Here is a 19,012-nt window from a genome sequence, read left to right as displayed (position 1 = left end):
ACGCGGCGTCACGCGCCTTGATTGGCCCGCCGCGGCAGACCTTCGCGACGCCAGAAATAGTGTGAACAGGCCCTAGCTCACGCGGGCGTGAACATCGGGATCGCGTGACCCCCTTCGGCGGCCTTGAAGCACACCTTCACGCGGTCGCCGATGCGCAGGGTGTCGAGGTCGCAGTCGACGATGTTGCTCAGCATCGTGACCCCTTCGTCCAGCCGGACATAGGCGATGGCATAGGGCGCGGGGTTGGCCGCGCGCGTGACGCTCACGCTGTAGATCGTGCCGAGCCCGGAAGCGGGTTGCCACTCGAGCGCATCGCTCATGCAGTACGGGCACAGCGAGCGGGGGTACCAGTGGGTCTTGCCGCAGGCGGGGCAGTGCTTGATCAGCAGGCTGCCTTCGGCGGCCGCGCGCCAGAAGGGAGCAGTGGCTGCGTCGATGATGGGTGCCGCCAGCGGGCGGTCCTGGTAGAGGGTCGTCATGGTTCAGGCCTCCCGTTCGAGAATCAATGTGGCGCTGCCGTGGCGTGAGCCCAGGAGTCCGCCGGTGCCCTGGGCCAGGGCCAGCGCGCAGTTCGGTACCTGCACCTTCGGGTGCGCTTCGCCGCGCAGCTGCCGCACGGCTTCGATCACCTTCGTGATGCCGCCGCGGTTGGCCGGGTGGTTGTTGCACAGGCCGCCGCCGTCGGTGTTGAAGGGCAGCTTGCCGATGCCGGAGATCAGGTTGCCGTCCGCCACGAAGCGTCCGCCTTCGCCCTTCTTGCAAAAGCCCAGGTCCTCCAGCTGGATCAGCACGGTGATCGTGAAGCTGTCGTAGATCGACGCGTACTGGATGTCGGCCGGCGTCAGGCCCGCTTCCGCGAAAGCGATGGGGCCCGAGATCGCGGCACCCGAATAGCTCAGGTCGACCTGTCCGTTGAGTTGGCCCTTCACCGTCTCGCCGGTGCCCAGCAGATTGACGACCGGGCGCTTCAGCGCGCGTGCGATCTCCGGGCGCACGACCAGCAGCGCGCCGCCGCCGTCGCTGACCACGCAGCAGTCGAGCTTGTGCAGCGGGTCGGACAGCAGGGGAGAGTCGAGCACGTCGCGCACGGTCACCGGCTCGCGCAGCATCGCGTGCGGGTTGTGCTGCGCATGCGCGGCCGCCGCTACCTTGATCCAGGCGAGCTGCTCGCTGGTGGTACCGAACTCGTGCATGTGGCGGGCCGCGGCCAGCGCGTACATGTTCAGGGTGAGTGGGCGGTAGGGGGCCTCGAAGGCGACGTCGGGCGTCGCGGTGCTGGCCGTGCGCGGGGTCAGCCCGCTGGAGCCTTCGCTGCGCGGCCGGCCGGCCAGCGTGATCAGCGCGACGTTGCACTTGCCGGCCGCAATGGCCTGCGCCGCGTGCGAGACGTGCACCAGGTAGGACGATCCGCCGGTCTCGCTCGAGTCGACGTGGCGCACCTTCAGGCCGAGGTAGTCGACCATGCTGAGCACGCCGAGCCCGGGCGCGTCACCGGCGCAGAAGTAGCCGTCCACGTCCTGCAGCGTGAGGCCGGCGTCTTCCAGTGCGCCCTTGGCGCATTCCGCGTGGAGTTGCGCGACCGTCTTGTCCGGGGCCTTGCGGGTGGGGTGTTCGTAGGCGCCTGCGATGCAGGCCTGTCTCTTGATGCTCATCGGGTTCCTTCTGTGCAAAGGGGGCAGGGCGCGCGCGACGGCGGGCCCTGTCCACACTTTATTGCAGCGAGCCGGCCACGGCGACGGTCTGGCCGGTGATGTAGTTCGAATCGGGCGAGCAGAACAGGTACACGCCGGCGGCGGCCTCTTCGGGTGTGCCAGCCCGTCCGAGCGGGTTGCGCTGGGCATGCGCCTTCACGTGGCCCGGGTTCAGGCCCACGCGGATGTCGCGGCCTTCGATGTGGATGGTGGCGCCGGCATCGACGTCGGCCGAGGTCATGCGGGTGCGGATCAGGCCGAAGGCCACGCAGTTGACGTTCACGTTGAAGCGGCCCCACTCGCGGCTGAGCGCGCGCGTCATGCCGATCACGCCGGCCTTGGCCGACGAATAGTTCATCTGGCCGGCATTGCCGTTCAGCGCCGAGGTCGACGAGATGTTCACCACCTTGCGGTACACCTCGCGCCCGGCCTCCAGGTCCGCCTGGTGCTGGGCCTTGATGTGCGGGTAGGCGGCGCGCAGGATGCGAAAGGGCGCCGTCATGTGGCAGTCGACGATGGCGTACCACTGCTCGTCGGTCATGCGCTGCACCACGTCGTCCCAGATGTAGCCGGCGTTGTTGACGATGATGTCGATGCCCTTGAAGTGGTCCATCGCCGTCTTGATGTAGCGCTCGGCGAAGTCCGGCGCGGTCACGTTGCCGACGCAGGCCACGGCCTCGGTGCCGTTCTTCTTCAGCAGTTCGACCGTCTCGTGCGCAGGCTCCGCGTCCAGGTCGTTGACCACCAGCCGCGCGCCTTCGCTGGCGAGTTTCAGTGCGATGGCCTGGCCGATGCCGCGACCCGATCCGGTGACCAGCGCCACCTTGCCGTCCAGTTTTCCCATGTCTTGCTCCTCGTGAAAAAGTGGGTGCAGCTCAGGCTGCGGTGAACACGGTGACGACGCACGCGCCGCCGAGGCCGACGTTGTGCGCCAGCGCCACCCGGGCCTTCTCGACCTGCCGCGCCTCGGCCGTGCCGCGCAGCTGGTGCGTGAGCTCGTAGCACTGGGCCAGGCCCGTGGCGCCCAGCGGATGGCCCTTGGACAGCAGGCCGCCCGAGGGGTTGACCACCCAGCGTCCGCCGTAAGTGTTGTCGCCGTCGTCGACCAGCTTCTCGCCTTCGCCTTCCGGGCACAGGCCCAAGGCCTCGTAGCTCAGCAGCTCGTTCTGCGCGAAGCAGTCGTGCAGTTCGATCACGTCCACGTCGGCGGGGCCGATGCCCGCCTGTTCGTAGGCCTGCGTCGCGGCCGCGCGCGTCATGTCGAAGCCCACCACGCGGATCATGTCGCGCGTGTCGTAGGTGCTCGGGGTGTCGGTGGTCAGGGCCTGGCCGGCAATCCGTACGTCGGTGCGCAGGCCGTGCTTGCGCGCAAACGCTTCGGACACCACGACCGCCGCCGCGGCGCCGCAGGTCGGCGGGCAGGCCATCGGCCGGGTCATCACGCCGTCCCACAGGGCCGGGGCGGCCAGCACCTCCTCGGGCGTCATGACGTTGCGGAACACGGCCAGCGGGTTGTGGGCGGCGTGGCGGCTGGCCTTGGCGCGGATCCGGGCGAAGGTCTCGAGCCGCGTGCCGTACTTGTGCATGTGCGCGCGGCCCGCGCCGCTGAACTGGCGGATCGCGCCCGGCAGGTCGGGGCGCTCGACCAGTTCGTTGGTCAGGTGGCCGGCGCGCTCCAGCGAGCGCGCGCGATCGGTCCAGACCGATTTCAGCGCGCCCGGCTGCATGTACTCGAAGCCCACCGCCAGCGCGCAGTCCACGGCGCCGCTTTGCACCGCCTGGCGCGCCAGGAACAGCGCCGACGAACCGGTGGCGCAGTTGTTGTTGACGTTGAGCACCGGAATGCCGCTCATGCCCACGTGGTAGAGCGCCTTCTGGCCGCAGGTGGAGTCGCCGTACACATAGCCGGCGTAGGCCTGCTGCACCTCGCGGTAGTCGACGCCGGCATCGGCCAGCGCCTGGCGCACCGCGTGGGCGCCCATCACGTCGTAGGTGTCGCTGGTGCCCGGCTTCTTGAACGGGATCATGCCGACGCCGGCGACGAAAACCTTGCTTGTCATGTCATCTCTTCCTGTCTGTCTGTGTGTGTTGGGGGGAGGGTGGAGTCAGAGCTTTCTTGAGATCAGGTCGCGCATGACCTCGCTGGTGCCGCCGTAGATGCGGTTCACGCGTGAATCGGCAAAGGCGCGGGCCACCGGGTACTCCAGCATGTAGCCATAGCCGCCGTGCAGCTGCACCATCTCGTCCAGCGCCTTGCCCAGCGTCTCGGTGGCGAAGAGCTTGGCGACGGCCGCTTCTTCCAGCGTGAGGCGCCGGCGCATGTGTTCGCCCAGGTAGTGGTCGACCATCAGGCGCACGGCGATCGCCTGGGTCTTGATGTCGGCCAGCTTGAACTTCGTGTTCTGGAAGTCCCACACGGTCTGGTTGAAGGCGCGGCGGTCCTTCACGTAGTCCAGCGTGTGTTCCAGGCAGACCTCGAGCTTGGCGGCCGCGGTGATCGCGATGGCGAAGCGCTCCTGCGGCAGCTCGCCCATCAGGTAGGCGAAGCCCTTGCCTTCCTCGCCCAGGCGGTTGGCCACGGGCACGCGCACGTTGTCGAAGAACAGCTCCGAGGTGTCCTGCGCCGGGCAGCCGACCTTCTCGAGGTTGCGTCCGCGGCGAAAGCCCGCGCGGTCGGCCTCCACCACGACCAGGCTCACGCCCTTGGCGCCGGCGGCGGGGTCGGTCTTGCACACCAGGATCACCAGGTCGGCGTTCAGTCCGTTGCTGATGAAGGTCTTGCTGCCGTTGATGACGTAGTGGTCGCCTTCGCGCACGGCGGTGGTGCGCACCGCCTTCAGGTCGCTGCCGGTGCCGGGCTCGGTCATGGCGATGGCCAGGATGAACTCGCCCGAACAGACCTTGGGCAGCCACCGCTGCTTCTGTTCCTCGTTGCCCAGCCGCTGGATGTACGGCGCGATGATGTCGGAATGGACCCGAAAGCCCGGGCCGCTCACGCCCACGCGGGCGAACTCTTCGGCGAACACGGCCGCATGGCCGAAGTCGCCGCCGCCGCCGCCGTACTCGGTGGGCAGGGTGACGCAGAGCAGGCCCTCGCGGCCGGCCTTGCGCCAGGTCTCGCGGTCGACGCGGCCGGCCCGGTCCCACTCGGCCTGCCGGGGCAGGCATTCGCGTTCCAGGAAGCGGCGCACGGTGGTGCGGAATATCTCGTGATCGTCGCGGAAGATGCTTCGGGTGATTTGCATGGGGGGTTCCGGTGGTCAAGGGGGGAAGGCGCGGCCCGCAGGGGCCATGGCGGCAAAGATATCGACGCGTGCCGTTGCGCGGACCCCCCGTGTGGAGTGGCACGCGGGGTGCCGATGCCGGGCGGCGATGCGCGCCCCACCCGACGCGGGGGGCGAAAGCCCGGGGCGGCGGTGATCAACTACGTGCCAGGCTGTGCAAGCGTTCCTGCAAGCGGCCGATCAGGAGACAGACAGACGATGGAACCCATTCCTGCGACCCACCCCGGCGTCATCGAGCGGCCCGAGAGCCCGCTGCGTCTGGCCCGGCACTGCGCCCGCGACGGCGTGCCGGAACAGGTGCATGTGCCGCAGACCAGTCTCTTCGCCAACCTCGAGATGGCGGCCCGGCGTTTCCCGAGCAAGCCGGCCATTCATTTCTACGGCGCCACGGTGAGCTATGCGGCCCTGCTGCAGGAGGCCGAGCACCTGGCGGGCTACCTGCAGCGTGCCTGCGGCGTGCAGCGCGGCGACCGCGTGCTGCTGTTCAGCCAGAACTGCCCGCAGTTCATCAGCGCCTACTTTGCGATCCTGCGCGCCGATGCCGTCGTGGTGCCCGTGAACGCCATGCTGCTGGAAGACGAGCTGCGCCACATCGTGGCCGACAGCGGCGCCGTGGCGGCCTTCTCGGCGCAGGAGCTGGTCGGCCAGCTGGCGCCGCTGGTGGGCACGACCTCGCTGCGGCACGTGGTCGTGCATGCCTACGGCGACGCGCTGCCCGGCGACGACGCGGGATTCACCGTGCCGGACTGGCTGCGCGAGCGCGCCCCTGCCGAGGCGGGGTTTGCCGGTGGCGTGCGATGGCAGGACGCCGTGGCGGCGCAGGCCCGACCCGGCCCCGCGCTGGCCGGCCCCGACGACCTGTGCATGCTGCCGTACACCTCGGGCACGACGGGGGCGCCGAAGGCCTGCATGCACACCCATCGCACGGCGATGTCCTCGGTGGCTGGCGCGCGGCTGTGGCGGCACACGAATGCCGAATCGATCTTCCTGGCCTCGGCGCCGTTCTTTCACCTGCTCGGGCTGCAGAACTGCGTCAACGGGGTGGTCTACGCCGGCGCCACCGTCGTGCTGCTGCCCCGCTGGGACCGCGAAACCGCCGCCGAGCTGATCGAGCGCTACCGGGTCACCTGCTGGGGCGCGCCGCCGCCGATGCTGGTCGACTTCTTCTCGCAGCCGGGCATCGAGGCGCGCGACCTGCGCTGCCTGGTGCAGGTCGGCGGCGGCGGTGCGGCCATGCCCGAGGGCACCGCGCGGCTGATGCGCGAGCGCTACGGCCTCACGTACGGCGAAGGCTACGGGCTGACCGAAACCGCCTCCTTCCTGCTGGCCAACCCGCTGCATCGCCCCAAGCCCGGCTGCCTGGGTGTGCAAACCTTCGGTGTGGACGCGCGCATCGTCGACCCCGAGACCCTGAAGGAGCTGCCGCAAGGCGAGACCGGCGAGATCGTGGTGCACGGCGCGCAGGTCATGCGGGGCTACTGGAACCAGCCGGAGGCGAACGCCGAGAGCTTTCTCGTCATCGACGGCAAGCGCTTCTTCCGCACCGGCGACCTCGGCTGCATGGACGAAGACGGCTACTTCGCGATGCGCGACCGCCTGAAGCGAATGATCAATGCCTCGGGCTACAAGGTCTGGCCGGCGGAGGTGGAGGCCATGCTGCACGGCCACCCCGCCATCCAGGAGGCCTGCGTGATCGCCAGCCGCGACGAGCGGCGCGGTGAAACGGTCAAGGCGGTGGTGGTGCTGCGCGCCGACGCGCGCGACATCCGCGCACCGGACATCCTGGCGTGGTGCCGCGAGACCATGGCCAGCTACAAGGCCCCGCGCCTCGTGGAGATCGTCGAGCGATTGCCGCGCTCGGCGACCGGCAAGGTCGCGTGGCGCGAGCTGCAGGACGCCGAGATGCGGCTGTAGCGCCCCGCCCGCCGCTGTGGCGGGCCCCCCAAGGAAACAGACACACAGGCACCGCGATGCGCCAGGCCCCTGCACGCGCGGGGGCGGGCGCGCCGCAGGGGCGAACACGATCGTCGAAACAGGACCGGGCCGAGGTCGGCCCGGCCAACCCCAAGGAGAAATCGAGATGAACGCAAGCACGATGCAAGGAAAAGTCGTTGTGGTCACGGGCGCCGGTCGCGGCATCGGCCGCGCGATCGCGTTGATGATGGCGGCGCACGGCGCCAGGGTGGTGGTGAACGACGCGGGCGTGTCCGTGGACGGCGCGCTCGGCGCGGAGAAGCCCGCGGACGAGGTCGTCGGCCTGATCCGCGAGAACGGCGGCGAGGCCGTCGCGAACGGCGACAGCGTGGCGCAGTGGGACGGCGCGCGGCGCATCGTCGAGACGGCGGTCGACACCTTCGGGCGGATCGACGCCGTCATCAACAACGCGGGCATCCTGCGCGACAAGATCTTTCACCAGATGACCGAGGACGACTGGGAGTCCGTGCTCAAGGTGCACCTGTTCGGCAGCTTCAACGTCAGCCGCGCCGCCGCCGATCACTTCAAGGCGCAGCAAAGCGGCAGCTTCGTGCACATGACGTCGACTTCCGGCCTGGTCGGCAACTTCGGGCAGGCCAACTACGCGGCCGCGAAGATGGGCATCCTGGGGCTGTCCAAGTCGATCGCGCTCGACATGGGCCGCTACAACGTGCGCTCGAACTGCATCTCGCCCTTTGCCTGGAGCCGCATGGTCGGCAGCATCCCGAACACGGCGGACCAGGAAAAGCGGATCGCCAAGGCCAAGACGCTCACGCCCGAGACCATCGCGCCCGTCGCCGTGTTCCTGGCCAGCGATGCCGCGCGCGAGGTCACGGGGCAGATCTTCGCGGTGCGCCGCAACGAGGTGTTCCTGATCAACCACCCCCGGCCCATCCGGTCCATGCACCGCAGCGAGGGCTGGACGCCGCAGACCCTGGCCGAGCACATGCTTCCCGCCGTGAAGGCGTCGTTCGCACCGCTGGACCGCTCGTCCGATGTGTTTTCCTGGGACCCGGTCTGAGATGCGGCGCCACGCCCACAAGGAGGAAGATGCCATGAACAGTTCCCTGCACGAAGAGGCGAGCGTCCTCGCGGATTCGCTGATCCGTTTCATCGAGCGCGAGATCGTTCCGCTCGAGCGCGAACACCACGATCTGCTGGCCAGCGAGCGCACCATCTACGGCGCGGACGGGCGCTTCACCGAGCCGATGCTCGCGCTGCGCCGCCGGGTCCGCATGCGCTCCGCGGAGCTCGGCTTCTACAACCTGTTCGCCCCCGAGGAACTCGGCGGCGGCGGGCTCGGCGCGGAAGCCGCGCTGGTGATCCAGGAGCGCCTGAATGCCGCGTGCGGGCCGGCGCGTGCGCTGGTCCAGGGCGTGGTCATGCCGTCCGCGTTCACCAACGGCCTGTCGCCGGTGCTGCGCCATCTCGACCCGCAGGTCCTGGCGCGCTACCGCGACGACCTGGCCAGCGGCGACAAGACCATGTGCTTCGGCCTGAGCGAGCCCGACGCCGGCTCGGACGTCTTCGCCATGAAGACGCGCGCCACCAAAGAGGGCGACGACTGGGTGCTGACGGGCACGAAGCAGTGGATCACCAACGCGCCCTATGCCGACCTGGCGATGGTGTTCGCGGTCACCGACGAGGCGAAGGCGCGCGAACGCAAGGGCGGCATCACCGGCTTCCTGGTGGACACGAAAGCCCCGGGGTTCAGCGTGCCGAGCGTGATCCCGACCATGGGCCACCTCGGCGCCGAGATCGGGATCGTCACGCTGGACGGCGTGCGCGTGTCCGACAGCCACCGCCTGGGCGCCGTGGGCGGCGGGCTGTCGGTGGCGATCGGCGGCGTGAGCGTGGGCCGGCTGTCGATGGCCGGCACCTGCGTGGGGCTGGCGCGCTGGGCGCTGGAGCAGGCGATCGACTACGCCAAGGTGCGCAAGACCTTCGGCCGCCCGATCGCCGAGCACCAGGCGATCCAGTTCATGCTGGCGGAGTCGGCCATGGACATCTACGCGGCCAAGTGCATGGCCCGCAACTGCGCGCAGCGCATCGATGCCGGCGAGCCGGCCACCAAGGAGGTCTCGATGACCAAGGCCTTCGCCACCGAGATGCTGAACCGCGTGATGGACCGCTGCATCCAGATCCACGGGGCCATGGGGCTGACCAACGAGCTGCGGCTCGAAGCGGGCTTCCGACTGGCGCGCACCATGCGCATCCCCGACGGCACGGCGGAGATCCAGCGGCGCACCATCGCCGCGCGCCTGCTCGCCGGCGACACGGTGTTCTGACGCCGCCATCCGGAGGAACCGCCCATGCGACATTTCAGCAGCCTCGACGCACTGCAATCCTGCGTCGGCCAGGACATCGGCCACAGCGACTGGGTCCTGATCGACCAGAAGCGCATCGACCTGTTCGCCGAAGCCACCGGCGACCACCAGTGGATCCATGTCGATCCGGCGCGGGCGCAGGCCGGCCCGTACGGCGGCACGATCGCGCACGGCTTCCTGACGCTCTCGCTGCTGCCGATGCTGTCCGCCCAGGCGATGAAGATCGACGGCACGAAGCTCGGCGTGAACTACGGCCTGAACAAGGTCCGCTTTCCGTCGCCGGTGCGGGTGAACAGCCGGGTGCGCGCCCGCATCCGCCTGCTGGCCATGGAGGCCCTGCCGCCGCTGGGCGCGCTGTCGGGCTTCCAGATCACGATGGAGGTCACCATCGAGTGCGAGGGGGCCGACAAGCCCGCCGCCGTGGTGGAGAGTGTGGCGCGGCGCTACGCCTGAACCGAGGCGGCGCCGCTCAGGTCCTGGGCGGCGTGCCCGTCTCCCACTCGAGGTCGCGCAGCCGCGCGGCCGCCTCGTCCCGGCTGGCCACGCCCAGCTTGCCGTAGATCTTGCGCAGGTGCCACTTCACGGTTTCGGGTGACAGGCCCAGCATGCGCGCGATCTTCTTGTTGGGCAGGGCCTGTGCCAGCAGGCGCAGCACTTCCGCTTCCCGTTCGCTCAGGTCCAGCCCCTGCAGGCCCGGGGCCGTGCGCGTGGCGCGCGGGGTATCGGCGGTGGTCGCCGATGCCGCCGGGGCCGGCGTGCGTTGCGCGGCGGCCAGGCGGGTCACGTAGAAACTGAGCACCGGGTCCAGGGGCTCGCCCTGTTCGATCTCGCCGATCAGTTGCAGCGCATCGGGGTCCGTGTCGAGCAGGCTGCGCACCAGGCCCAGCCGGTGTCCCTGCCGCAAGGCCACGTTCAGGTGGCGCCGGGCGGTGTCCACGCGTTGGCGGCGGAAGTCGACGAAGGCGCTCTGCAGCCGCAGCAGCGCCACGCGGCGCTGCCAGCCGCGCGCGTCGCACAGGGCGATCAGTTGCTCCAGCCGCACCGAGGCACCGTGCAGGTCTTCGTTCGCGATGCACCAGCGCACGTGGGCGTGCGCCGTCACCGCGTGGATTTCGTCCAGCGCGCTCGGGCCGTCGGGGCGGTGCCGTGCATCGACCGCGTCGAGCCGCGCCAGGCAGGCGTCGGCCGCGTCGAGTTCGCCGCACTGCAGGTGCCGGTGCACGCGCTCGGCCAGGGCGTGCGCCAGCAGCCGGTCCAGGCCGAGCTGCACCGCGTACTCCTCGAGGCGATCGAGCCAGGCGAAGGTGTCCAGCGGATGGCCGGCCGCCCAGTGCGCGGCCGACAGCACGGTCAGCACCTTCAGCACCGAGTCGGGGATCGACACCCGCTCCAGGATGTCGACCCGGTCTTCCAGGAGCCGGATCGCGCCTTCGGCGTCGTTGTGCTCGTACAGGACATCGCCGAGCAGGGCCGTGGCGAAGCACGCGGGGTCGGCGTGGGCTTCGTCGCGTTGCTCGGCCTTGCGCAGCACGTCGCGGCAGATCCGTTCGACCTGGATCATCTGGCCTTCGAGCGCGTAGCTGAAGCCCACCATGCAGCGGCCGCCGAGGCTGCCGATGGTGGTGCCCGTGAGCGGCGCGCCCTCGAACAGCAGGGGCGCGGCCTCGAGTTGCACGCTGCGCGCGCGCTCGTACTCGCCGCGGTGCATGTAGAGCCACGACAGCAGCATGCGGTGCGCGCCGAGCGCCATGCCGTCGGCCTCCGGCGGCGGCTGCAGCAGCTGCGGAAGGATCGCCATGGCCGCGTCAGTGTCGTCGCGCTGCAGGGCCAGCACGCCGCGCAGCAGGCACAGCGTGTCGCGCGAGATGATGTCGTCGGGCGCGAGGTCGGCCTGCAGGCGCTCGATGCCGGCGGCGGCGGCCTCGAACTCGCGCGCGTACAGCTGCATGCGCAGGGTCCAGATGCGCAGCGCGGGGCGTGCCTGCACCTGCTCGGCCGGCAGCAGGCGAACCAGCCGGACCACCTGGCGCAGGTTGCCCTGGCTGAACAGGAGCTTGGCCGACTGCTGGACCATGTCGGCCGCGGCCGCCGGCGCGCCCGCCGCCACCGCATGGTGCACGGCATCTTCGATGTGGCCGTGCGCGTGGAACCACTGCCAGGCGGCGGTGTGCACGCGGCGGCGTTGCGTCTCGCCGAGCGCGCGAAAGCGCTCGAGCAGCGTTTCGCGCAGCAGCGGATGCAGGCGGTACCAGGGCTCGCGCCCGGGGCCCTCGAGCGCAACGATGAACAGGTTGTCGCTTTCCAGGCGCGCCAGCAGGGCGACCACGTCGGCCGGTTCGAGCGGGGGCTCCGCCAGCACCGCGCACAGCGCGGCGCAGAAGCGGCGGCACACGGCCGCGCGCACCAGCAGCTCGATCTCGGCGGGCGACAGGTGCGACAGCACTTCGCGCTCGAAGTACTGCGCGAAAGCGCCCGCGTTGTGCACGTGCTCGCGCACCGGCACTTCGGCCACCGGGTTGCCGCGCGCCTGCTGCTTTTTTCGCTTGCGCAGGTTGGCGAACAGCAGCAGGCCGGCCACCCAGCCGTCGGTGAGTTCGTGCAGGTGCCGCGCGTCGCGCGCAGCGATCTCGCCGAGCTGCGCCTGCAGGAACTGCTGCGACTCGGCCAGCGTGAAGCGCAGGTCGCCCTGGTGCAGCTCGAGCACGAGCTCCTGGTCGCGCAAGCGGGCCAGCGACAGCGGCACCGCCGTGCGCGACAGCAGCACCAGGTGCAGGTTGGGCGGCGCGTAGTCCAGCAGGCACTGCAGCGCTTCGTGGATGCGCTCGCAGCCGATGTGGTGCAGGTCGTCGACCACCAGGGTCAACTCGCGCGGGTGCGCGGCGATGCCGTGCAGCAGGCAGATGATCGTGCGCTCGACGGCCTCGGCGTCGGTCCCCCGGCCGCCCAGCATGGCGGCCTCGCGCGCAATGGCCGGGTCCACTTCTTCCAGGCTGGCGACCAGGCTGTCGAGCCAGCGCGTCAGCTCGTCGTCGTCCGCGCCGAGGCCCAGCCATGCCACGTCGAAACCCAGCAGCAGCAGGGCCTGGCGCCAGGCCGCCAGGGTGGCGCTCTTGCCGCAGCCCGCGGGGCCCTGCAGCACGACGCAGCGCCGGTGCCGCGCCTCGGTCAGCCGGGCCAGCAGCCGTTCGCGTGCGACGACGCGCGTGGCGCCGCGGGGCACCAGGCGGCTGTCGCCGGCCATCGTGTCGGTGTCGGAGGCCGCGCCTGGCACGGCGTGCGGCGGGCTGGAGGGAAGAGGGGGGTGCATCTGGAATCTCGCGTTCGCATCCGGAACCGATTCATGGGGCGACCCGCGCAGGCGGATGGCAGGAATCGCTCTGGATGGTACAGGCCGACCCTCCTTTTTGCGCCCTGCGCAGGGGCTCTGCGGGCGAGGGGATTCCCGCCCCCACCCGCGCCGGGGGGTCTCGCCGTACAGCCCCGCCCGTAACCTGAATCCCATGCGAAAAACCACCTCATCGCGAACCGGGCCGAAGGCCTCGCACCCCCGAGCGCAGACATGATCGACAGGACATTCATCGGCAAAGTGCTTCCGGGCTTCCACGTCGTGGCCGAAGCGGGACAGCTGCGCTTCTTTGCCAAGGCCACGGGCGAGACCAACCCCATTTACTTCGACGAATCCGCGGCCCGCGATGCGGGGCACCCCGGCCTGCCGCTGCCGCCCACCTTCCTGTTCTCGCTCGAGATCCAGCAGCCCGCGAGCAGCTGGCGCAAGGAGATGGGCATCCAGCCCGCGCGCATCCTGCACGGCGAACAATCGTTCACCTACCACCGTATGGCGCATGCGGGCGACGTGCTGCGCTTCGACAGCCGGATCGCCGACATCTACGACAAGAAGGGCGGCGCGCTGGAATTCGTGGTGCGCGAAACCCGGGTGACCGACCCACGCGGCGAGCACGTCGCGGACCTGCGCAGCGTGCTGGTGCAGCGCAACGCCTGACTGAAACTGACATGCGACACGGAGAACCGCCATGGGCACACTGAATCTCGCGCAGGTCCGCGTCGGCGACACATTGCCGCCGCTGACCCTGGCACCGATCGACCGGACCACGCTGGCCTTGTTCGCGGGGGCGTCCGGCGACCACAACGCGATCCACATCGACATGGACTTCGCGCGCCGCGCCGGCATGCCCGACGTGTTCGCGCACGGCATGCTGTCGATGGCCTACCTGGCCCGCATGCTGACCCTGTGGGTCGACCAGCGGCAGCTTCGCCAGCTGGGCGCGCGCTTCGTCGGCATCACCCACCTGGGCCACCGGATCACCTGCACAGGCCACGTGGTCGAGGCGTTCGAACGCCAGGGCGAGCAGCGCCTGCGGCTCGAGATCCGCACCGCCAACCAGTACGGCGACACCAAGATCCTTGGCGACGCCGTCGTCGCACTCCCACTTTGAGGCCATGTCCATGCGCAACCGAACCCTGCTTGCCGTCGCCGCGTTCCTGTGGGCCGCGGTCTGCGCCGCCCAGACCTACCCGTCGCGGCCCCTCACGATGATCGTGCCGGCGCCGCCGGGCGGTGCCACCGATTCGCTGGCCCGGGTGCTCGCGGACGAGATGGGCAAGAGCCTGGGCCAGCCGGTCATCGTGGACAACAAGCCGGGCGCGGCGGGCCTGCTCGCGGTGCAGGCCGTGACCCGCGCCGCGCCGGACGGCTACACGCTGCTGCTGACCCACGCGGCGCCGCTCGTCAACACGCCGCACCTGCTGCCCAAGGTGCCCTACAACGTGCGCCGCGACCTGGCCTTCGTCTCGCTGGTGGCCGGCGGGTCGGTGGTGCTGGCCGTGAACCGGGACGTGCCGGCCAAGGACATGAAGGAGTTCCTTGCCTGGGCGGCGGCCAACAAGGGCGCGATCAGCTACGGCTCCTACGGCGTCGGCACCTTCCCGCACCTGGTGGGCGCCCACCTGAACCGGTCCCGCGGGCTCGACATGGTCCACGTGGCCTACAAGGGCGAGGCGCAGGTGGCGCAGGACGTGAGCGCGGGCAACGTGGCGTGGGGCATCTTCTCGCTCGGCACCCTGACGCCGCTGGTCGACAGCGGGCGGCTGAGGCCGCTGGCCGTGTTCGGCGACCGCCGGGTCAAGGTGCTGCCGAACGTGCCCACCATGGCCGAGTCGGGGTTGGGCGACGCGGAGTTCACACCCGCCGGATGGGTCGGCGTGATGACCCGCGCGGGCACGCCGCCCGAGGTGCTGGCCCGGCTGGAAAAAGAAACGCGCGCCGCCACGCACACACCGGCCATGAAGACGCGTCTGCTGAGCAGTTCGACGGAAGCGATCGGCAGCACGTCCGAGCAGTTCCGCCAGGAGTTCGAGAAGACCGAGCCCGTGGTGAAGCGCCTGATCGCGATCTCGGGGGCGAGGGCGGACTGAGCGCGTGTCCGCTGCCCCGAGTGAGGGAGGAGGGCGGCGGCGTTTTTCTTGTTGGCAGTGCGTGGCAACGCCACGGTGAAAGGGACCGCATGAATACCAGGCTTGCATCGGCAGGGCCATCCATCGACGGGCAACTGCGGCGGCGTCGTCTGCTGGCGGCCGGGCTCGGCGCCATGGGCAGCGGGCTGCTGGCACCCGGCGCGGTGCGCGCACAGGCGGCGGCATGGCCGTCGAAGCCGATCCGCATCATTGCCGCCCAGGCCCCGGGCTCGTCCAACGATGCGACGGCGCGTGCGCTGGCCGAGTACCTGACGGGGCGCCTCGGATCGCCGGTCATCGTCGAGAACCGGCCCGGCGGCATCGGCATGATCGCGGCCGATGCGGTGGCCCGCGCCGCGCCCGACGGCCACACGCTGCTGCTCACGCTGCACAGCCAGCTGGCGCAGGCGCCGGTGCTGCTCAAGAAGGTGCCGCTGGACACCGGCAAGGACCTGCTGCCCATCGCGGCCTTCAGCACGGGCGTCGGCGTGATGGTCGTCAAGAAAGACCTGCCGGTGAAGAACCTCAAGGAGCTGATCGCGCTGGCGCGCCAGCGGCCGGTCAGCGTGGGGAACTTCGGCATCGGCTCCGGCTGGCAGCTCATGCTGAGCCAGCTCGCGAAGCAGACCGGCGGCAAGTTCGATCTCGTCAACTACAAGGGCACGGGGCCGATGGTCTTCGACCTCATGGCGGGCAACATCGACATGGGCGCGGGCTCGATGGCGGGCCTGGCCAGCGGCATCCAGCGCGGCACGCTCAAGCCGATGGTGGTGGTGTCGGGCGGGCGCTCCGACAAGCTGCTGCCGGGCGTTCCCACCTGGGCCGACGAGGGCTTTGCCGGCCCGGCGTTCGAGGACATCCGCGACTGCAACATGCTGCTCGGTCCTGCCGGCCTGCCGAACGAGGTGGTGCAGCGGCTGGCTGAACTCTCTCGCGAATCGGCCACCCGGTCGGAGAGCGTCAAGGCCGTGCTCGCGCAACTTGGCGTGGAGACGGCGCCCCTGACGGGCGCCGAGCTGCAGAAGTTCATCGGGCGCACCTGGCCCAGCTTCCGGGCCCTGACGCGCGAACTGGGGCTGGCGGCCCAGTAGGCGTGCGTGCGCCCCGGGGCGCACGCCGCCGCGCTCAGCGAGCGGCCGGCGCGTTCGTGGTCGCGAAGATGTAGCGCGCGAAACGCCATTGGCCGTCGGCCTCGCGATGGAACAGGAACAGCTCCTGGTTCGCCTCGGCCCCGGGCGGCTGGTCGCCCGCGAGCAGCTTCACCGTGCCGTTCGAGCGGGCGCGCATAGGCCCAGTCCTTCGAGAGCGGGCGGACCTCGTCGAGCTGGAAGCGCACGTCCAGCCTGATCGCCGAGAACACCTGCCGGTAGGCGCTGCGGACCGCGTCGCGGCCCACGGCCGGCGGGCTGTTCTGCGGCATGAACACGGCGTCGTCGGCGTACAGCGCCATGACGCCCTCAACGTCCGAGCTGTTGAGCGCCTGCTCGTAGCGGCGCAGCTGCTGGCCGATGGCGGCCGTGGCCGCGTGGTCGGCGGCGGGCGATGCCGCGAGCGCGGCCATCGGAAGGGCGGCGGCCAGCAAGGCGGTCGCCAAGGTGGTGTGAAGCAAGGCACGCATGAGAAGCTCCTTGAAGAGGTGGGGAAGGGGAGGGAGGTCAGAGGCGCACGACGAGCTTGCCGAGCGCGCGGTCGCTTTCCATCAGGCTGTGGGCGTGGCGCACGTCGTCGAAGTCGAAGGTGCGCGAACGCAGCGACGGGATGCGTCCCGCGGCAACCTGTTCGGCGATCCAGCGCAGCGGCGCGTTCGCCAGCGGCAGGGCCGGCGTGCCGAGCAGGCCGCTCTGGAAGAAGCTCAGCTGCCTGGCATCGGGCAGGTCCTGCATCAGGTGGAACTGCGACAGCACCGGAGGGCCGCCCAGCAGCCCCACGACCGAGACGGCGCCGAAGGGCTTCAGGGCCTGAATGGTGTCGCGCAGCGTCGAGGCGCCCACGACCTCGAGCGCCACGTCCACGCCGGCGGGCACCCGCTGGCGAACGGCCGCGGCGATCTCGCCCGTGTCGACGATGACCTCGTTCGCGCCCACCTCGCGCAGCCGCGCCGTGTTCTGTTCCGAGCGCGTGGTCGCGATCACCTTCAGGCCGCGTGCCTTGGCATAGGCGACGGCGGCCAAGCCCAGCGAGGCGGTGGCGCCGCGCACCAGCAGGGTCTGGCCCGGCTGGATCGCCAGCGTCCGGTCGAGCGCGCCCCACACGGTGAGGTACGACTCGGGCAGCGCCGCCAGTTCTTCCCACGACAGCGGGATGTCGTCCAGCGCGATCACGTTGTCGCGCAGCACGGTCACCTGCTCGGCGTAGCTGCCGTTGCGGCTGAACTGCATGCCGCCCATGGCGGTGGCCACGCGCTGGCCGGTGCGAAAGAGGCCGGCGGGGTCGAGGATGACCTCGCCGACCGCTTCGATGCCGGGCACGCGCGGGGCGGTGATGGCGCCCATCTTGCCGGCGCGCAGGTAGGTTTCCGCGCGGTTCAGGCCGAAGGCGCGCACGCGGATCTGCACTTCGTGGGCGCCGGGTTCGGGCGAGGCGATGTCGCGCAGCTGGAGCATTTCCGGGCCGCCGGTCTGTTCGATGACATAGGCTTTCATGGCGAGGTCCTTTCGGGGGTGAGGGGGTGGTGCCGTCGGCCTTTCCGGCGGCTGGAACTCACTGTAGGTCGCTCATGGTTGGCAAGGAAGACGCATATCTGGTAACTTGCCTTCCATATCTGGAAGGATCGAATGGACCTCAACGCAGCACAGATGTTCGTGGCCGTGGTGCAGGCCGGCAGCCTGTCGGCGGCGGCGCAGCGCATGGACATGCCGCTGCCCACCCTGAGCCGGCGCATTCGCGAGCTCGAGCGCGCGCTGAAGGTGCAACTGCTGGAGCGCTCGGCGCGCGGCACCAGCCTGACGGAGGCCGGCACGCGGCTGTACGAGCACGCCAGCCGCGGCATCGAGGCCCTGGCCGAAGGCGAGCAGGCCGTGATGAGCGACCAGGCCCGGCTCAAGGGCCGTCTGCGGCTGTCACTGCCGCCGGGCTTCGAGCCCTGGTGGGCCTTGCTGCGCGCCTTCCAGCAGCAGTACCCCGACATCGAGCTGTCGGTCTACACCACCGAGCGGCGGGTCGACCTGGTGCAGGACGGCATCGACGTCGCGTTGCGCGTGGGCACCATCGTCCACGAGTCGATGGTGGCGCGGCACATCACCACCTACCGCCATGTGCTGGTCGCCAGCCCGCGGCTCGTGCAGCGGCTGGGCCAGCCCGCGTCGCCCGACGACCTGCACCGCTTTCCGTGCGCCGTCTGGTGCCGTGACGTGAGCGCGCGCGGCACCTGGCAACTGGGCGACCAGGTGCTGGAGCCCCGGCCGGTGCTGTCGACCAACAGCTACCTGCACCTGCGCAGCCAGGCGCTGGCCGGCGAGGCCGTCACGGAGCTGCCGCCGTTCCTGGCCGCGGCGGGCCTGCAGGCCGGCGACCTGTGCGCGCTGTTGCCGGTGCACCCGCTGCCCGAGCAGCAGGTGCACCTGCTCTATCCGTCACACCGCCATCCGTCGAGCCTCGTGCGCGCCTACCTGGACTACTGCCAGCGCCATCTGGCGCAGCACCTGGGCGTGTCCTAGGCCTGCGGCCCGCGCCGCGTCAGCGGCCAGATGGCTTCGAGCGCGGGGCTGCCCTCGCGGTACGCCTGGCAGGTGTTGACGAGCCCGGGCCGGGGCAGGGGGCCGGGCCGTGCATGGGCGGCGCGCATGCCGCCTTTCTCGCGGCCCAGCGCGAACAGCGCCTGCATGGCGGTGGTGGCCGCCGGGCCCATCAGTTCCGTGAGGTGGGTGCAGCCCTGGGCGCCGCCCACGAGCGCGCGCACCTTCTTCGTGAAGCCGGGGCCGATCTGCAGGCCGACCAGCGCGTCGTACACGGCATTGCGCTCGCTGCACCAGGGCGTGGGGGCGGCGTCGGAGTGCACCTGCAGCGCGCGGATCACCAGTTCGGCATCGACCGTCAGGACCACGCGCATGCGGTGCAGGTCCTCGCCCGCGCCCAGCCGCTTGAAGAACAGGTCGGAGCCCTGGGGCGAGATGTCGCGCATCGTGCTTTCCACATCGACCAGTCCGTCGTCGCGCAGGTAGCCGTGGCAGGCGATCTCGCGGGTGTGGAGCGGGCGGCGCGAGGGCGCGGGAGGCGGGGTGGGGCGGTCCGTCGTCATGTGCGTGGGGTCCTGTGCAGTGGGCGG

General features: G+C 70.5%; 18 protein-coding genes and 1 pseudogene. 9 read left to right on the top strand and 10 right to left on the bottom strand.

Annotated features, from left to right (window positions below):
* Positions 1 to 77 precede the first annotated feature (77 nt).
* From AC3WQM_RS04935 to AC3WQM_RS04915, 5 genes are read right to left on the bottom strand one after another with little or no spacing between them, the layout of a single operon-like run.
* On the bottom strand, positions 78 to 479 hold the full coding sequence (locus AC3WQM_RS04935) for a Zn-ribbon domain-containing OB-fold protein (protein ID WP_492677171.1): 402 nt from the start codon (positions 477 to 479) through the stop codon (positions 78 to 80).
* A gap of 3 nt (positions 480 to 482) precedes the next feature.
* Entirely contained in the window at positions 483 to 1,652 is a 1,170-nt protein-coding gene (locus tag AC3WQM_RS04930; protein WP_492677170.1) for a thiolase family protein, read from the bottom strand.
* Between the two features lie 58 nt (positions 1,653 to 1,710).
* Complete coding sequence (locus tag AC3WQM_RS04925; RefSeq protein ID WP_492677169.1) at positions 1,711 to 2,535, bottom strand: SDR family NAD(P)-dependent oxidoreductase; 825 nt, start codon at positions 2,533 to 2,535, stop codon at positions 1,711 to 1,713.
* Positions 2,536 to 2,566: 31 nt separating this feature from the next.
* Positions 2,567 to 3,751, bottom strand: coding sequence for a lipid-transfer protein (locus AC3WQM_RS04920; protein ID WP_492677168.1), 1,185 nt, complete (start codon positions 3,749 to 3,751; stop codon positions 2,567 to 2,569).
* 45 nt (positions 3,752 to 3,796) lie between these two features.
* Entirely contained in the window at positions 3,797 to 4,936 is a 1,140-nt protein-coding gene (locus AC3WQM_RS04915) for an acyl-CoA dehydrogenase family protein (protein ID WP_492677167.1), read from the bottom strand.
* Between the two features lie 237 nt (positions 4,937 to 5,173).
* On the opposite strand from AC3WQM_RS04915, the gene AC3WQM_RS04910 reads away from it, so the two are divergent.
* The 4 genes from AC3WQM_RS04910 to AC3WQM_RS04895 all read left to right on the top strand — a co-directional run bounded on the left by AC3WQM_RS04910 (position 5,174) and on the right by AC3WQM_RS04895 (position 9,729).
* Positions 5,174 to 6,889: a long-chain fatty acid--CoA ligase gene (locus tag AC3WQM_RS04910; protein WP_492677166.1), complete on the top strand. Its 1,716-nt coding sequence runs from the start codon at positions 5,174 to 5,176 to the stop codon at positions 6,887 to 6,889.
* A 166-nt stretch (positions 6,890 to 7,055) separates the two neighbouring features.
* Positions 7,056 to 7,970 carry an SDR family oxidoreductase gene (locus AC3WQM_RS04905; RefSeq protein WP_492677165.1) on the top strand — a complete coding sequence of 305 codons (915 nt, stop codon included), beginning with the start codon at positions 7,056 to 7,058 and terminating at the stop codon, positions 7,968 to 7,970.
* Between the two features lie 34 nt (positions 7,971 to 8,004).
* Positions 8,005 to 9,237: an acyl-CoA dehydrogenase family protein gene (locus AC3WQM_RS04900; protein WP_492677164.1), complete on the top strand. Its 1,233-nt coding sequence runs from the start codon at positions 8,005 to 8,007 to the stop codon at positions 9,235 to 9,237.
* A gap of 24 nt (positions 9,238 to 9,261) precedes the next feature.
* A complete protein-coding gene (locus AC3WQM_RS04895; RefSeq protein ID WP_492677163.1) occupies positions 9,262 to 9,729 on the top strand; it encodes a MaoC family dehydratase in 468 nt (155 codons plus the stop codon).
* 16 nt (positions 9,730 to 9,745) lie between these two features.
* On the opposite strand, the gene AC3WQM_RS04890 is transcribed toward AC3WQM_RS04895, so the two are convergent.
* Entirely contained in the window at positions 9,746 to 12,583 is a 2,838-nt protein-coding gene (locus AC3WQM_RS04890; RefSeq protein WP_492677162.1) for a winged helix-turn-helix domain-containing protein, read from the bottom strand.
* A gap of 252 nt (positions 12,584 to 12,835) precedes the next feature.
* On the opposite strand from AC3WQM_RS04890, the gene AC3WQM_RS04885 reads away from it, so the two are divergent.
* The 4 genes from AC3WQM_RS04885 (at position 12,836) to AC3WQM_RS04870 (ending at position 15,839) form a co-directional block, all read left to right on the top strand.
* Positions 12,836 to 13,276, top strand: a complete 441-nt coding sequence (locus tag AC3WQM_RS04885; RefSeq protein ID WP_492677161.1) for a MaoC family dehydratase N-terminal domain-containing protein — start codon at positions 12,836 to 12,838, stop codon at positions 13,274 to 13,276.
* A gap of 31 nt (positions 13,277 to 13,307) precedes the next feature.
* Positions 13,308 to 13,730, top strand: a complete 423-nt coding sequence (locus tag AC3WQM_RS04880; RefSeq protein WP_492677160.1) for a MaoC family dehydratase — start codon at positions 13,308 to 13,310, stop codon at positions 13,728 to 13,730.
* Positions 13,731 to 13,740: 10 nt separating this feature from the next.
* Positions 13,741 to 14,709, top strand: a complete 969-nt coding sequence (locus AC3WQM_RS04875) for a Bug family tripartite tricarboxylate transporter substrate binding protein (RefSeq protein WP_492677159.1) — start codon at positions 13,741 to 13,743, stop codon at positions 14,707 to 14,709.
* Between the two features lie 89 nt (positions 14,710 to 14,798).
* On the top strand, positions 14,799 to 15,839 hold the full coding sequence (locus AC3WQM_RS04870; protein ID WP_492677158.1) for a Bug family tripartite tricarboxylate transporter substrate binding protein: 1,041 nt from the start codon (positions 14,799 to 14,801) through the stop codon (positions 15,837 to 15,839).
* Between the two features lie 34 nt (positions 15,840 to 15,873).
* On the opposite strand, the gene AC3WQM_RS04865 is transcribed toward AC3WQM_RS04870, so the two are convergent.
* From AC3WQM_RS04865 to AC3WQM_RS04855, 3 genes and pseudogenes are all read right to left on the bottom strand, one after another.
* Complete coding sequence (locus AC3WQM_RS04865) at positions 15,874 to 16,035, bottom strand: hypothetical protein (RefSeq protein ID WP_492677157.1); 162 nt, start codon at positions 16,033 to 16,035, stop codon at positions 15,874 to 15,876.
* Positions 16,036 to 16,069: 34 nt separating this feature from the next.
* Positions 16,070 to 16,198, bottom strand: a pseudogene (locus tag AC3WQM_RS04860) (YybH family protein); the annotation flags it as partial.
* Between the two features lie 205 nt (positions 16,199 to 16,403).
* Positions 16,404 to 17,390: a zinc-binding dehydrogenase gene (locus AC3WQM_RS04855; protein WP_492677156.1), complete on the bottom strand. Its 987-nt coding sequence runs from the start codon at positions 17,388 to 17,390 to the stop codon at positions 16,404 to 16,406.
* Positions 17,391 to 17,522: 132 nt separating this feature from the next.
* On the opposite strand from AC3WQM_RS04855, the gene AC3WQM_RS04850 reads away from it, so the two are divergent.
* Entirely contained in the window at positions 17,523 to 18,404 is an 882-nt protein-coding gene (locus AC3WQM_RS04850; protein ID WP_492677155.1) for a LysR family transcriptional regulator, read from the top strand.
* On the opposite strand, the gene AC3WQM_RS04845 is transcribed toward AC3WQM_RS04850, so the two are convergent.
* Positions 18,401 to 18,985 carry a DUF2889 domain-containing protein gene (locus AC3WQM_RS04845; RefSeq protein ID WP_492677154.1) on the bottom strand — a complete coding sequence of 195 codons (585 nt, stop codon included), beginning with the start codon at positions 18,983 to 18,985 and terminating at the stop codon, positions 18,401 to 18,403. The genes AC3WQM_RS04850 and AC3WQM_RS04845 overlap by 4 nt on opposite strands.
* Positions 18,986 to 19,012 lie beyond the last annotated feature (27 nt).

This window comes from Variovorax sp. FW301-JW7, assembly GCF_058788795.1.
Note: the sequence above shows the minus strand (reverse complement) of the source record. Positions and strands in the feature narration are given on the sequence as shown.

Excerpts from the sequence above, each read along its gene's own strand:
- AC3WQM_RS04855 (WP_492677156.1), bottom strand. The coding sequence starts at position 17,390 with ATGAAAGCCTATGTCATCGAACAGACCGGCGGCCCGGAAATGCTCCAG.
- AC3WQM_RS04885 (WP_492677161.1), top strand. The coding sequence starts at position 12,836 with ATGATCGACAGGACATTCATCGGCAAAGTGCTTCCGGGCTTCCACGTC.
- AC3WQM_RS04865 (WP_492677157.1), bottom strand. The coding sequence starts at position 16,035 with ATGCGCGCCCGCTCGAACGGCACGGTGAAGCTGCTCGCGGGCGACCAG.
- AC3WQM_RS04845 (WP_492677154.1), bottom strand. The coding sequence starts at position 18,985 with ATGACGACGGACCGCCCCACCCCGCCTCCCGCGCCCTCGCGCCGCCCG.
- AC3WQM_RS04870 (WP_492677158.1), top strand. The coding sequence starts at position 14,799 with ATGAATACCAGGCTTGCATCGGCAGGGCCATCCATCGACGGGCAACTG.
- AC3WQM_RS04910 (WP_492677166.1), top strand. The coding sequence starts at position 5,174 with ATGGAACCCATTCCTGCGACCCACCCCGGCGTCATCGAGCGGCCCGAG.
- AC3WQM_RS04915 (WP_492677167.1), bottom strand. The coding sequence starts at position 4,936 with ATGCAAATCACCCGAAGCATCTTCCGCGACGATCACGAGATATTCCGC.
- AC3WQM_RS04875 (WP_492677159.1), top strand. The coding sequence starts at position 13,741 with ATGCGCAACCGAACCCTGCTTGCCGTCGCCGCGTTCCTGTGGGCCGCG.
- AC3WQM_RS04850 (WP_492677155.1), top strand. The coding sequence starts at position 17,523 with ATGGACCTCAACGCAGCACAGATGTTCGTGGCCGTGGTGCAGGCCGGC.
- AC3WQM_RS04925 (WP_492677169.1), bottom strand. The coding sequence starts at position 2,535 with ATGGGAAAACTGGACGGCAAGGTGGCGCTGGTCACCGGATCGGGTCGC.
- AC3WQM_RS04880 (WP_492677160.1), top strand. The coding sequence starts at position 13,308 with ATGGGCACACTGAATCTCGCGCAGGTCCGCGTCGGCGACACATTGCCG.
- AC3WQM_RS04890 (WP_492677162.1), bottom strand. The coding sequence starts at position 12,583 with ATGCACCCCCCTCTTCCCTCCAGCCCGCCGCACGCCGTGCCAGGCGCG.
- AC3WQM_RS04895 (WP_492677163.1), top strand. The coding sequence starts at position 9,262 with ATGCGACATTTCAGCAGCCTCGACGCACTGCAATCCTGCGTCGGCCAG.
- AC3WQM_RS04905 (WP_492677165.1), top strand. The coding sequence starts at position 7,056 with ATGAACGCAAGCACGATGCAAGGAAAAGTCGTTGTGGTCACGGGCGCC.
- AC3WQM_RS04930 (WP_492677170.1), bottom strand. The coding sequence starts at position 1,652 with ATGAGCATCAAGAGACAGGCCTGCATCGCAGGCGCCTACGAACACCCC.
- AC3WQM_RS04935 (WP_492677171.1), bottom strand. The coding sequence starts at position 479 with ATGACGACCCTCTACCAGGACCGCCCGCTGGCGGCACCCATCATCGAC.
- AC3WQM_RS04920 (WP_492677168.1), bottom strand. The coding sequence starts at position 3,751 with ATGACAAGCAAGGTTTTCGTCGCCGGCGTCGGCATGATCCCGTTCAAG.
- AC3WQM_RS04900 (WP_492677164.1), top strand. The coding sequence starts at position 8,005 with ATGAACAGTTCCCTGCACGAAGAGGCGAGCGTCCTCGCGGATTCGCTG.